The organism is Paenibacillus hexagrammi, assembly GCF_021513275.1.
Classification (GTDB): Bacteria; Bacillota; Bacilli; order Paenibacillales; family NBRC-103111; genus Paenibacillus_E; species Paenibacillus_E hexagrammi.
In genome coordinates, this window is record NZ_CP090978.1 from 883028 (window position 1) to 897065 (window position 14038).

Below are 14038 nucleotides of genomic sequence, written 5' to 3' on the forward strand. Positions count from 1 at the left end.
ATGCTCAGAGAGCGTTGGAGCTGCTGAAACCATCGCCTTAATCCCTTGCTTACGAAGTCACCTCCGAGCTGTTTTCCTGAAACTTGTGGCTAGCCAAGAGTAGTAGGGGAAATCGGATTAGCACACGTTACCGTGCGAGGGTATCGGTCTGTATGACCCGTACCTGCTAAGGCTATGTACTGCGAAGTGCATAGCGAATTTGGGTGGTACCACGGAAGCTATAACCCCTTTCGTCCCGTTCTACACGTAGTATGCGTGTTCGGGATGACAGGGGTTTTTTTGATGGCAATTTATATTGCCGCTAAAAGCGAACTGACTTTTTGAGAGGAGGATCACAAATGAATGTCGAGACACAACAACCGAAAAGGTCTAAAGAAGAATTGATGGAAAAGCTGAGACAGCCGGATCACATTACAGGATCTGAAATTTTGCTGCGCAGCCTGCTGCTGGAGGGTGTGGATTGCGTCTTTGGTTATCCGGGCGGCGCGGTATTGTACATTTACGATGCGATGCACGGCTTCTCCGACTTTAACCATTTACTGACCCGACATGAGCAAGGAGCGATTCATGCAGCTGACGGTTATGCTCGATCCACCGGCAAGGTAGGCGTATGTATCGCTACTTCCGGACCGGGAGCGACGAACCTGGTCACAGGTATCGCTACCGCTTATATGGACTCTGTGCCGCTGGTTGTCATCACGGGCAACGTTGCCACGAACTTTATCGGCACGGATGCGTTCCAGGAAGCTGATATTACGGGCATCACAATGCCGATTACCAAGCACAGCTATTTGGTTCGGGACGTTAATGATCTTCCGCGGATTATACATGAGGCTTTCCATATTGCCAACTCTGGACGTAAAGGTCCGGTGCTGATCGATATTCCGAAGGATGTCTCCGCTCAAAAGACGATATTCGAGCCTGTAACTGGAGTTAGCATCCGAGGTTACAATCCGACGGTTCAGCCTAACAAGCTGCAGGTGGATAAGCTGCTCAAAGCGATTGAGGAAGCGGAGCGTCCGGTTATCATCGCAGGCGGCGGAGTCGTATACGCTGACGCCTCCGAAGAGTTGATCGAGTTCGTCAATAAGACTCGGATTCCGATCACGACAACGCTACTGGGTCTTAGCGGATTCCCAAGCGCTCATGAGCTGTGGTTGGGGATGCCGGGTATGCACGGAACCTACGCGGCAAACACGGCAATTCAAAATGCGGATTTGATTATTTCGATCGGTTCCAGGTTCGATGACCGTGTAACGATGAGATTGGACGGCTTTGCACCGAACGTGAAGAAGATTGCTCATATCGACGTGGATCCTGCGGAGATCGGCAAAAATGTGAAGACCGATATTCCAGTTGTCGGAGATGTTAAAGCTGTTCTGGAATTCGCGAATACAAAAGCAAAGCCTGCGAAGAGCGAGGCATGGATCGCGCAAGTGCAAAAGAACGCAGCGGAGTTCCCGCTTAGATATAACGATAATAACGATGAGCTTAAGCCTCAATTCGTTATCGAAATGATCAGCGAAACAACGGGCGGCGAAGCGATTGTAACGACTGACGTAGGCCAACATCAAATGTGGGCGGCGCAGTTCTATCGATTTAAAAATCCTCGCTCCTTGGTTACTTCCGGCGGTCTCGGAACGATGGGCTTTGGATTCCCGTCCGCCATTGGAGCACAGCTGGGCAACCCTGATAAGCTGGTCGTATCGATCAACGGGGACGGCGGCGTCCAAATGTGTGCGCAGGAGCTTGCGATCTGCGCCATCAATAACATTCCGGTTAAGGTTGTTATCATCAATAACCAAGTTCTCGGTATGGTGCGCCAATGGCAGGAGATCATCTATGAGAACCGCTACAGCCATATTGACCTTGCCGGCAGTCCTGACTTTGTAAAGCTTGCTGAAGCCTACGGTGTGAAAGGCCTGCGTGCCACGACGAAGGAAGAAGCAAGAAAGGCTTGGAAGGAAGCTATGGAAACACCGGGACCTGTCGTTATCGATTTCGTCGTGCCGAAGGGAGAGAACGTATTCCCGATGGTCAAAGCCGGCGATACCATAAGTGACATGTTAATGGGGGATGCGGAATGATGAGACATACGATATCCGTTCTGGTAAACAATCAGCCTGGCGTTCTGCAGCGTGTATCCGGCTTGTTTGGACGCAGAGGCTATAATATTGAGAGCATTACTGTTGGGGAGTCCGAAGAGCTCGGACTTTCCCGGATGGTTATTGTAACGACAGGAGACGAGAATACACTCGAACAAATCTCCAAGCAATTGTACAAATTAATTGATGTTATTAAGGTTGTCGACTTGAGTGCGAATCCGATGGTTGCCAGAGAATTGGCGCTCATCAAGGTAAATGCCGAGCCGGCTGCGCGTCCTGAAATTCTGGGGATCGTTGAAACGTTCCGCGCAGCGGTAGTGGATATCGGTCCAAACTCTTTGATCGTGCAAGTTGTCGGAGATTCGGATAAAATAGATGCAATGGTTGAATTGCTGCGTCCTTACGGCATTCGCGAGTTGTCCCGTACGGGTGCAACGGCAATGACCCGAGGCTCAGTTCGTTAATTACGAAGTACAAGCCCCCTTGAGTGGGGCTTTCAGAGGTGTACTCTTTAACGCTTTAAAAGGTTAGTTCCTATCAGTAAGAGAGTAGACCCTTGAAACACCCACTCAAGGGGTAGATATTACGGAGTTATACTATTAAAGGAGGATTTATTCCAATGGCAGTAACTACTTACTACGAAAAAGACGCAGACTTATCGGTATTGAAAGGTAAAACAATCGCAATCATCGGCTACGGCTCCCAAGGCCACGCACAAGCGCAAAACCTGCGTGACAGCGGACTTAACGTCATTATCGGTCTTCGTGAAGGCCGTTCCTGGAACCAAGCTAAAAACGACGGTTTTGAAGTTGTATCTGTTGACGAGGCAGCTCGCCGCGCTGATGTGATCCAAATCTTGATGCCGGACGAAACGCAAGCTCGCGTTTACCGTGAGTCCATTGCTCCTAACATGAAACAAGGCGCAGCTTTGATGTTCTCCCATGGTTTCAACATCCACTTCGGACAAATCGTTGCTCCTGAAGGAACTGACGTATTCCTGGTAGCTCCTAAATCCCCAGGTCACATGGTTCGCCGTACATATGTTGAAGGCTTCGGTGTTCCTGGTCTGATTGCAATCGAGAAAGATGCTACTGGTAATGCGAAAGCAATCGGTCTTGCATATGCAAAAGGTATCGGCTGTACTCGCGCAGGGGTTATCGAAACTTCCTTCCGTGAAGAAACAGAAACAGACCTGTTCGGTGAGCAAGCCGTGCTTTGCGGCGGTGCAACTGCACTGGTTAAAGCAGGCTTCGAAACATTGGTTGAAGCTGGATACGCTCCAGAGATGGCTTACTTCGAGTGCTTGCACGAGCTGAAGCTGATCGTTGACATGATGTATGAAGGCGGTCTGGCTTCCATGCGCAGCTCCATCTCCAATACAGCAGAATACGGCGACTACGTTACAGGACCTCGCGTAATCACAGCTGAGACGAAGAAAGCAATGAAAGAAGTGCTTTCCGATATCCAACAAGGTAAATTCGCTCGCGACTTCATCTTGGAAAACCAATCCAACAATGCGTTCATGAACGCAACTCGCCGCAATGAGGCTGAACATCCAATCGAAGTGGTTGGATCCCAATTGCGTGAAATGATGCACTGGATCAAGAAGTAATATAAGCATGAACATAGCAGGGAGTGATTGGGGCAGGTTTGCACCGATTACTCCCTGTGAATACTATAAAGGCCAATCATGGTCATGCAATACGATCATCTCATTATAAGTGGCACCTCACTTTCATTAGGAAGTGGGGTGCTTTCTACAAATGCGAAAGGATGCGTCCGATATGAATTACCGATTCTCCAAATCGCTGGATGGATTCTCCTCTTCGGCGGTTCGTGAAATTTTGAAATTGACCCAGGGCAAGTCGATCATTTCTTTTGCTGGTGGCTTACCGGCTGAGGAATTTTTTCCGATAGAAGCTGTGGGCGAAGCGTTTCAACGTGTGATCCAGCAGGGCAAGGGAGCCCTTCAGTACGGATTAACGGAAGGCTACAAGCCGCTGCGCGAATCCTTGTGCCGCCGTATGGCCAACAAGAATATGCACGTAACTCCTGACGAAATGCTGCTAACGACAGGCTCGCAGCAGGTTATTGATCTGCTTACTCGTGTTTACATCGATGAAGGGGACGTTATCCTTGTCGAAAGACCGACGTATCTGGCCGCGCTTCAAGTGTTCCAAGCGAAAGGTGCCAAGATTTATTCCGTTGATAGTGATAATGACGGGATGATCATGGAAGATCTCGCTGCCAAAATAGCCAAGTATAACCCTAAGCTGGTGTATGTAATTCCAACGTTCTCTAATCCAGCTGGACGTGTATGGAGCTTGGAACGACGCAAAGGGCTGTTGGAGATTTGTAAGAAAGCAGAGGTTCTCATCCTCGAAGACGATCCCTATGGAGAAATCCAATTTGACGGCAATGCCTCGTATCCTACTGTTTTCTCCTTGGCCGGCAAAGCTGAGGGAAGCAATGTTCTGTACACAAGTACATTTTCGAAAACCGTTGCGCCTGCGTTCCGGACCGGTTGGGTGATCGGGGATTCTGACGTAATTCGCCAGATGGCTCGCTTCAAGCAATCCGCTGACTTGCATTCCAGCTCCATTGACCAGCAGACGTTGTATCACTTGTTAGAGCACTTTGATCTGGATGCGCACATCGCGCTGATCCGTGAACATTATGAAGAGCGGATGAAGCTGATGGTAGGGCTTCTGGAAGGGTTGAAGTGGCCAGGCCTGAAATGGGAGCAGCCTAAAGGCGGTATGTTCATTTGGGTAGAGCTGCCGGAGAACATCCGTGCAGAGGATCTGATGAAGCAGGCGGTGCAAGAAGGAGTTGCATTTGTACCGGGCTCGACCTTCTTTGCCGAGAATCCGCAGTACAACACCATGCGCTTAAATTACACGCATACAGACCGTGAGAATACCGTTCTCGGCATGCAGAAGCTTGCCAAAGCGATGGAAGTTTATTTGCAAAACGCATAAGTTTCTAAAATATACATTCATCACCACATACCACAGCACCTATGACCCTGCTTAGATGAGAGGTCTTAGGTGCTTTTTGTTAACGCGATCGAGTATCTTCAACTGATTCCGAAAGAGTTTTATACATGAGTGACTGTACTCAGCAGCTTTCATGTTTGTGAAAAGACATAACCTACTTTGGTTAGCGAAAACGCGAGGAGGTTGTTATGAGGGAGCTGAACCCTAGACACAGTTTGGCGCCGAGGCACCGTAGTGCAATTCGTACTTATATGGGAGTAAAGTGGTTCAGGCTGCGGCGATATATGAACTGGTATCTGAGTAGGACTGTTTTCGCCAGTACGAAGCATGATGGGCATTTTCCGCATCTCATTTTCCGCCATCAAACTCCTTTGCTAAGAGAACTTCGCAATGTGGATATGTGGATGCAGCATAATAAAGTTGTGAATGTATCAATTGCAGCCCCAAAGATAAACGGTATGGTTATCCGTCCATCGGAGACATTCTCTTACTGGAAATTGATAGGTACGACTTCCCGCCTCAAGGGTTACAAGAAGGGAATGGTTCTATCACATGGTCAAGTAGTTTCAGGTGTTGGAGGAGGCTTGTGTCAGTTGTCTAACCTTATTTATTGGATGACGCTTCACACGCCATTGACCGTAACGGAACGACATCGGCACAGTTATGATGTTTTTCCCGATACGAATCGCAATCAGCCTTTCGGAAGCGGTGCGACATGCTTTTACAATTATATGGATTTACAAATATGCAATGAATCCGACCGGTTGTATCAGCTAATCGTGTATCTAACTGACACCCACTTGGTAGGAGAATGGAGATCAGACTTGCCTGCTGTGCATACCTATGAAATTTATGAGAAGAATCACTGGATTACTCAGGAATACTGGGGAGGCTATGTGAGGCATAATACCATATTCAGAAAAGTATGGAACCATGAGCGTGAGCTTGTACGAGATGAGTATGTCACTGAAAATCATGCCATCATGATGTATGAACCGTTACTTGCTCCAATGAAGCAAGAGAAACACATCTTATAGGAACAACCTATTAAAGTGATAGATTTTATATCTTAGTATCATGTCCTGATTATGGTACAATATAAGAAACCTTTATCGACGTCTTACAAGGATGCCGGGCCGTCATTAGCGGCAGGAACATGAAACCAGGGAGTGAACGAAAGTCATGGCAGAAGTGAAAAAAATTGCTGTAATCGCCGGCGATGGAATCGGACCGGAAGTCGTTGCAGAAGCGGAAAAAGTATTGAAGCGTACAGAAGAATTGTTTGGTTATCAATTTGAAACCGAGCATGCTTTGTTCGGTGGTATTGCAATTGATGAAAAAGGAACTCCGCTGCCGGAAGAAACACTTCAAGTATGTCAATCCGCAGATGCGGTATTGCTTGGAGCGGTAGGCGGACCTAAATGGGATAACAATCCGAAGGAGCTTCGTCCTGAGACGGGTCTTCTAGGCATTCGTAAAGCACTAGGCTTATTCTCTAACATTCGTCCTGCTGTAATCTTTGACTGCTTGAAAGAAGCTTCCACATTGAAACCGGAAGTTCTGGAAGGTACTGACCTGATTGTTGTTCGTGAATTGACTGGTGGTATTTACTTCGGAGAGAAGTTCCGTCGCGAAGGTGCGAACGGTCAAGAAGCGGTGGATACTTGCGTATATAACGTGAACGAAGTAGAACGTATTGCACGTCAAGCGTTTGAAATTGCTCGCACTCGCAGCAAGAAGCTAGCTTCCGTAGATAAAGCAAACGTTTTGGAAACTTCCCGCCTATGGCGTGAAACGGTAGTCCGTGTATCCGCTGACTATCCGGATGTTGAACTGGAGCACGTGCTTGTCGATAACTGCGCGATGCAATTGCTGCGTCGTCCATCGAGCTTTGACGTCATCGTCACTGAAAATATGTTCGGCGATATTCTGAGCGATGAAGCAGCTATGCTGACAGGCTCTATCGGTATGCTTTCTTCCGCATCCCTGGGTGAAGGCAGCTTCGGCTTGTACGAGCCTGTTCACGGCTCTGCTCCTGATATTGCGGGTCAAGGCATTGCAAACCCAATCGCAACGATTCTTTCAGTTGCTTTGATGTTCCGTTTAACATTCGGCTATCATGACGCGGCGGAATCCATCGAGCGCGCTGTCAAAGAAGTGCTGGATGCAGGTAACCGCACAGGCGATATCGCAGTAGATAAGAGCACAGCGATCGGAACAGTAGCTATGGGTCAACTGATTGTTGACGCTATGCGCAAATAAGACCAATTAAACAACAAGAGCTTGCCAGCTGATGCAACCCGTTTGTACAGCAGGCAGGCTCTTTTTTTCAGTTTCATGGATGGTTGTTATACTAATAATTGCCCATGTTCAAGTTTATAATAATTATAAATAAATATTTACTCTAATTATTGACTTTCAGGTAGACGGATGTTACCATTTTATTCGAATAAGATAGATTTGAGGAGGAATTATACATGGCAGAGCGTTTGGTTGGTAAACAAGCTCCTGATTTTACAATGGAGACAGCTTTAGGTGATGGTACTGGTTTTAGCAAAGCTTCCTTGTCCGATTATAAAGGAAAATGGTTAGTATTGTTCTTCTATCCATTGGACTTCACATTTGTATGCCCAACAGAAATTACAGCTTTGAGTGAAGCTGCTGGCCAGTTCAAAGAACTGGATACAGAAGTCTTGGGTGTTTCCATCGATAGCATCCACACACACAAAGCATGGATTAACACGCCAAAAGACTCCAATGGTCTTGGCAAATTGGCATTCCCTCTTGCTGCAGACATCACGAAGTCCGTAGCTCGTGATTACGGCGTTCTAATCGAAGAAGAAGGTATCGCGCTTCGCGGTCTGTTCATCATCGATCCAGAAGGCGAACTGAAATACGAAGTTGTGAACCACAACGACGTAGGCCGCAGCGTAGAAGAAACACTTCGCGTGCTTCAAGCGCTTCAATCCGGCGGATTGTGCCCAATGAACTGGAAGCCAGGCGACAAAAACCTGCAGGTTTAATTATTCTCATACAATGTTGCAGAGCTCCTCTTACCGCATGCATGATGCTGGTGAGGGGAGCTTTTCTCAATGGATCAACTCTGACAAACGAGTTCGCCCTTGCGGGTTGACAGAGTCGTTTATCCTTGATCGGAGGAACTTGAAGGATGGCTGTACCGCTTGAATTGAAATTTACAAGGGACCACTACTGGATTCGGCTGAACGGGGAAACAGCGGTCATTGGATTTACGGAACAGGGCATAGCGAATTTTGGGATGATTTTGTTTGTTGAGCTGCCGGTACCAGGTACCGAATTGCAGCAGGGAGAATACTGGGGAACAGCGGAGACAGCGGAGGATGAGCTTGATCTATGGTCTCCACTCACAGGTAAGGTTATTCAAACCAACCTATGGCTTGAGAAAACAACGATGCCCATATACGAATCACCGTATGATAAGGGTTATCTTTTTTCGATAGCATGCAGCAGGAAAGACGAATTCGAAGGATTGCTCACAGCTGAGGAGTATGAAGCAGCGTATCCGCAGTGAGTAAGTGTTACTTTCTCTGTGTACCGCTTTGAAAGCAAGTAGGGTCCGTGGCTATGCCCACAGCGCAAAGAAAACGTATAGATAAAAAAGGGCCTTCTCTGATCACAGTTGCTCTGTGTTGGAGAAGGCCCTTTGTGCAGGTAAGCTTATTGCTTCGCAAGCTGCTTGTATTTATTCAAATATTTGACGACAGCAAGCACGTAGGTTGCGTGAGACCAAGTGAGCGGAGCCACCGAGACAGGATCCCCAGAGAACGGATCTAATTGCTCAGGAAGCACACCGCTTTCCATGGAGTGCTTTACCACCCATTCTAGCGTACGACGAGGCGCTTCTAAATCTTCGAGTGTTTTGGCTGATTCAATTTCCCACTCAGCAATCCAAAGGGTACAGATGATCCAAGGGTTGCCCGGCACATTGTCAATATCGGTAGATCGTTGGAAGTAATAATCATGATGATAACGGGCGGAACCGCCAACCTCTGTTTTGATCGTCAAGCCTTCCTTATTCGCTCTCATGGTGGAAGCGACACGTTCGTCATCGGCAGGGAGTACGCCGAACTCGAAGATTCCATATACCGAGCTCTCCAGTGTCATATCCTTAACCCATTGTCCGTCTTCTAAATACAAACCTCGTACGAACCGTCCTTCTTCTTCGTCCCATAAGTGTTTTAAAATGCCTGATTTGATTTTTTCAGCCGTATGTTTATATCGGTTGCTTCGCTCTTCGTCACCGAACAGATTGCTGAAGTTGGATGCAGCGATGAGTCCTCCATACACAGCCGAAGCTGTGAAGGTATAAATGCCGTAACGCTCCTCCCACAAATCATAGCTTGGTTTCGGAAGATTCAGCTCTTGATCGATGTAAGTGGACATGAAACGCGCAGATCTGCGAATTAGCGTACGGTAAAGCGATTGGGCAAATTCTAGACTTCCATGCTTTTGGAAATCCTGCCACAGTGCGAACAGTACCAGTGCGGTCTCATCTTCCTGTATCGGCAGCTGCATACGTCCGGAATGGATGTAGGGGTGCCAACTGGAGCCAACCGTTCCGTCAGGATTGTACTTGTGATGCAGATAACCTTCAGGCGAGAGTACATTGGCGCAAAAATTAAAGAACGGTATGACCATACCTTGATATCCGGCCATCGACATGGCATAAGCGATTAATGCACCATCCCTTGGCCACATATAGCTGTAATGGTCGCGATTGCTCTGCATGATGTCCGAATCGTTAGCTGCAATAATGGCGCCGTTCACATCCGTTTGCGTACGGACAATCAGTAAGCTTTGCTTAAACAAACGAATAACTTCTTGAGGCAAATCGCCATAATCACGCTCTGCTTTGTTCGCCCAGCGCTGCCAATAAATCGTAACCCGGTCAAGGAGCTTGCCTGGATGACTGTCTTTTACATAAGCGTCGAGCTTCTTGACCTCTTCCAGGTCTTTTGCAGCTGACATCCAGTAGTACAACGTTTGATGGGACTCAGGCGGAACAAACAAACGGAAGCTGATCGTGCTGTCCACGGAGCCCTGTGCGATCGCGTTGCCCATCAAGTGACCGTCTTCCGCATCTCGCCAAGTTCCTTCCGCATTATAGAAACGCTTGACGCCTGTGGAGTATTGAAAAATGCCCTCGGTGCCCGTGCTGCCGTTGAACATGAAATATCTATCTTTTTTATAATGAAAGACCGTGTTGGATGCCGGATAGTAGGCGGCAGTATCTCCGACTTCAGTCTCGTTGATGAGCAAGTCCTGATTGAAGAACATGCGAACCTCACGTACGGTATTACGATGGTTGCTGACCTGAATCCGCTTCAGATAGATGTCCTCACGCTGGTGAACACCATCATTCATGAGCAGGGTGATTCCAAGACCGGGGTGAGTGGCCGTGACCTTTGTGACCAGAGAGTCTTCCACATAGCCTAATTGGAATTGCCATTCCGGGGCGTTCAGCCAGGCAAACTCGCCATCGACCCATATGCCCACTCGGCATTGGTAGCCGCCAATGTGGTTGAGCTGGCCGACGAAAGGATAATACAAATCCCGCATGTAAGAATGTTGATCGAGGTTAATAAGAAATTTTCCGTTTCCGATGACCAGATGTCTAGGCAATACAATCACTTCCCCACTCTTTTGTTTATTCGCGACAGAACCGTTCTTCGTGAGCATCGAATGAGGGCTACGCGCAGTCTAATCTCCTATAAGCCTTCGTGGTTTATAGGGCTTTGCCATTAGGTTACCTAATTCTTGCCAAGGAATCAATGATTCTTTGAAAATATTCTGAAAATTGAAAATGGCCACGCTTTCAATGTGGTAAAATTCCCCATAGTATCTTATGATCCCCTCTTCAAGAGGAAATATACGTACAGTGTACTTACGTAAGCCGCGTTTTATGAATCGCCGTTACATAAGTTTGTGCGGTGGCTTCACTGATTGCAGCCCAGTCGTATTTTTGCTTGACTTTGTTGCGTGCTGCCAGGGCTGAACGAATTCCTAACTCTGGTGTATCCAGCAGCTCGGCGATTTGTACGGCTAAGGCATGGACATCTCCGGGGGGACCGTAAAACCGTCGAAACCGTGCTCAACAATTTCTGCCAGCCCGCCAACAGATGATACGACAAGCGGTGTGCCGCTTGACATAGCCTCTAGGGCAACCAAACCGAAAGGCTCATAGAGGCTTGGAAAAATACAAAGCTCTGCTTTTGACAGTAAGCATGCTTTATCCTGTTCGTCCAGAAATCCTGTGAAGCAAATGCGGTCTCCCCAGCGGACCGATTGGCTTCGAAGCGTATCAAGCACAGGCCCGTCTCCTGCGATAATCAGCTTCACTTGCGGATATCTTTTGAGGAGGAGCTTCATCGCATCGATGAGTACGTGGACGCCTTTTTCGTATACAAGCCTTCCCAGAAAACAGAGGATCCGGTCAGGCTCGGATGTGTGAGAAAGCGCTTCTTGCAGCTGAGCCTTTGTGGGCTTATGCTGCTGCTTGAATAGCGGGTTCGCACGTACGCCGTTGGAGATAGGGACTACCTTGCTTTCCGGCAGTTCAAAAACATACTGAACTTCTTCTTTCATATATTGACTGCAAACAATCACGAGATCGGCGGTTTGTGTCAGCTTTCGTTCGAGCTCATGAATCCGAAGCTGAGTATTTGATTCTAATTGTCCTTGACTGCGCCCGTATTCAGTTGCATGGATGGTAGCAACAAGCGGTTTAGACAACACTTCTTTACTCTCTCTTGCGGCGTAATAAACGAGCCAGTCATGAGCATGAATGATATCGAAATCAAAGCCCCCCTGAACTAAATTCTGAACGCACTCGGCAAAGGCCAGGTTCATCTGAAATACCCAGTCCAGGAAGGGGACAGCTTGAATGGATTGTAGGATGGGAACACGGTGCACATGTACGAGCTCGTCAACCGCATAGGCAGGAGCATCCTCGGCTTGGCAAGTGATGACATGAACGCGATGTCCGGAGGCAGCCAGCTGTCTGGATAAATCGCAGACGGCTCTTGCCAGGCCTCCGATTACCCTTGGTGGAAATTCCCAAGCGAGCATGAGGATTCGCAAGCCTGCTGGTTCATCCGATAAAGGGTTGTGTGTACTCCAAAGCTCAGGCCGCCATTTTGAATTAGGCGATGAAGAGTAGTTGGTATAGTCCGCCTCCGGGAATATGGGAGCGGCTTTCTCGAGGCGAGTCACAAGATCAGCGAGCGAATGGATGGACGCTTGCTTAGCCGGTTCCGGCAGGAGCGCAGACGAAGCTTGCTCGAAACGGCGGATCAAATCATGAACATGCTCCAGATGGCGCGTAATACGATTCGCTGCATATTCAGTGACGGTCTGGGCGTCTATCATAAACGTCCAGTCGCTGCTCTGCGCGAGCATCAACTCACGCGCAGCTTGGTTTAAAGCACGCTTCTGCCAGTCGTGCAGAAGCGAGGGGTCGCGGTGCAGGCTCGCGACCCGGATCAAGACATCCTCGGCCTCATGCAGCCGAGGGTGCACCCACTGGCTCCGCGGCTGGAGCCAGACTTCCGCGCAGCCGCCGCGGCCCCAGCTCGACACCGGAAGCTCCGCTTCGGTGGTCGGCAGGGTACGCGGCAGCGTAGCTGCCAAGCGTAGTTGTTTCTACAACTACGCCAGTAGTGCGGCTGCGCGTCGCCGCGAGGCCGCGCAGCACGGCTTCGAGCCACTGGGGGCCTTCATGCCACCAGTGGCCGAACAGCTCGGCATCGTAGGGGCACACGATGACGGGCGCCTCGGCGCCGCCGCTTTGCGCGGCGAGGCGGCGCAGCTGCTCCGCCCGGGCCGCGATGAAATGCTCAGCATGCTGCTGAGCTTTGAGGGCGGCAGCGTCCGGGCGGTAGGGCGCTTTGGCGTCACCCGGGACCCCGGGACCGGTGACGCGATAATATTTGAAGCCCGTATGGATCCGCTTGCCGTCCGGCAGCACATAGGGCTTGATGTAATCCCACTCAGCGCCTCCTTCCGAGCCGAGGTCATAGCCGATATCGCGGTAGTAATCGCGATAGTCGCCATCGCTCGGGTATCCGATTTCGGCGCTCCATACCTGGGCGCTTGCTTCCGAGTCCCGGGCGAACGCGCAGGCGCCTCCTGGCGTACGCAGAGGCTTGCCGGTGAGTAGAGGGCCGACACTTCCCGTAGCCCCGGCTCCGTCATCCGAGCTAGAGCTCGCCCTCATGCCCGTACCTGCTCGCAGAGCGGCACATGCATCTGCATTCGCGTCAGTCCCCGGCTCGTCATCCGAGCTAGAGCTCGCCCTCATGCCCGTACCTGCTCGCAGAGCGGCACATGCATCTGCATTCGCGTCAGTCCCCGGCTCGTCATCCGAGCTAGAGCCCGTACCTGCTCGCAGAGCGGCACATGCATTTGCATTCGCGTCAGTCCCCGGCTCTTCATCCGAGCCAGAGCTCGCCCTCATGCCCGCCCCTGCACTTAAACGAGCACATGCATGCGCATGGGCGTCGACGACAAAATAGCGAAGCCCTAGCTCCTGCAGGTGGGGCTCCAGAGCAGGCGTGTAGCCGCATTCTGGCAGCCAGATGCCTGCCGGGGACGAGCCGAAGTACCGCCGGAATTCCGTGACCGCGGTTTCGAGCTGTGCGCGAAGGGCGGCAGTGTTTTTGATCAAAGGGAGGAATGCATGCGTTGCCGTACAGGTAATTAACTCGATGCACCCGGCGTCCCGCAGACTGCGCAGCTTGGCAATGAGATCCCCTTCTATGCGGGAATAGAACTGCAGCAGTCTTTTATACCGTACTTGGTACATGGCAGCAGGGGGAGTGAAATTAGGATCTCCCCAGACTCGCAGGACTTCCCGGTCCGCAAGCTCGCTAAGCCGAACTAGATGTCTTCTCATGC

11 protein-coding genes are annotated in these 14038 nt (G+C 49.7%); 8 read left to right on the forward strand and 3 right to left on the reverse strand.

From position 1 onward, the window contains the following. Nucleotides 1–338 precede the first annotated feature (338 nt). The 8 genes from ilvB to L0M14_RS04045 all read left to right on the forward strand — a co-directional run bounded on the left by ilvB (nt 339) and on the right by L0M14_RS04045 (nt 8654). Entirely contained in the window at nt 339–2087 is a 1749-nt protein-coding gene (gene ilvB, locus L0M14_RS04010; protein WP_235120955.1) for a biosynthetic-type acetolactate synthase large subunit, read from the forward strand. Further along, complete coding sequence (ilvN, locus tag L0M14_RS04015; protein ID WP_235120956.1) at nt 2084–2569, forward strand: acetolactate synthase small subunit; 486 nt, start codon at nt 2084–2086, stop codon at nt 2567–2569. Before ilvB ends, ilvN begins: the two co-directional genes overlap by 4 nt. 155 nt (nt 2570–2724) lie before the next feature. Beyond that, nucleotides 2725–3717: a ketol-acid reductoisomerase gene (ilvC, locus tag L0M14_RS04020; RefSeq protein WP_235120957.1), complete on the forward strand. Its 993-nt coding sequence runs from the start codon at nt 2725–2727 to the stop codon at nt 3715–3717. 172 nt (nt 3718–3889) lie between these two features. Further along, nucleotides 3890–5086, forward strand: a complete 1197-nt coding sequence (locus L0M14_RS04025) for an aminotransferase-like domain-containing protein (protein ID WP_235120958.1) — start codon at nt 3890–3892, stop codon at nt 5084–5086. Between the two features lie 206 nt (nt 5087–5292). Next, nucleotides 5293–6141: a VanW family protein gene (locus L0M14_RS04030; RefSeq protein WP_405030818.1), complete on the forward strand. Its 849-nt coding sequence runs from the start codon at nt 5293–5295 to the stop codon at nt 6139–6141. Between the two features lie 145 nt (nt 6142–6286). After that, nucleotides 6287–7366, forward strand: a complete 1080-nt coding sequence (gene leuB, locus L0M14_RS04035; protein ID WP_235120959.1) for a 3-isopropylmalate dehydrogenase — start codon at nt 6287–6289, stop codon at nt 7364–7366. A gap of 215 nt (nt 7367–7581) precedes the next feature. Continuing rightward, a complete protein-coding gene (locus L0M14_RS04040) occupies nt 7582–8127 on the forward strand; it encodes a peroxiredoxin (protein ID WP_235120960.1) in 546 nt (181 codons plus the stop codon). 146 nt (nt 8128–8273) lie between these two features. Then, on the forward strand, nt 8274–8654 hold the full coding sequence (locus tag L0M14_RS04045; RefSeq protein WP_235120961.1) for a glycine cleavage system protein H: 381 nt from the start codon (nt 8274–8276) through the stop codon (nt 8652–8654). Nucleotides 8655–8800: 146 nt separating this feature from the next. On the opposite strand, the gene L0M14_RS04050 is transcribed toward L0M14_RS04045, so the two are convergent. The 3 genes from L0M14_RS04050 to L0M14_RS04060 form a co-directional block, all read right to left on the reverse strand. After that, entirely contained in the window at nt 8801–10765 is a 1965-nt protein-coding gene (locus L0M14_RS04050) for a glycoside hydrolase family 15 protein (RefSeq protein ID WP_235120962.1), read from the reverse strand. A 420-nt stretch (nt 10766–11185) separates the two neighbouring features. After that, nucleotides 11186–12721, reverse strand: coding sequence for a 1,4-alpha-glucan branching protein domain-containing protein (locus L0M14_RS04055; RefSeq protein ID WP_311198890.1), 1536 nt, complete (start codon nt 12719–12721; stop codon nt 11186–11188). Continuing rightward, complete coding sequence (locus L0M14_RS04060; RefSeq protein ID WP_235120963.1) at nt 12642–14036, reverse strand: glycoside hydrolase family 57 protein; 1395 nt, start codon at nt 14034–14036, stop codon at nt 12642–12644. Before L0M14_RS04060 ends, L0M14_RS04055 begins: the two co-directional genes overlap by 80 nt. Nucleotides 14037–14038 lie beyond the last annotated feature (2 nt).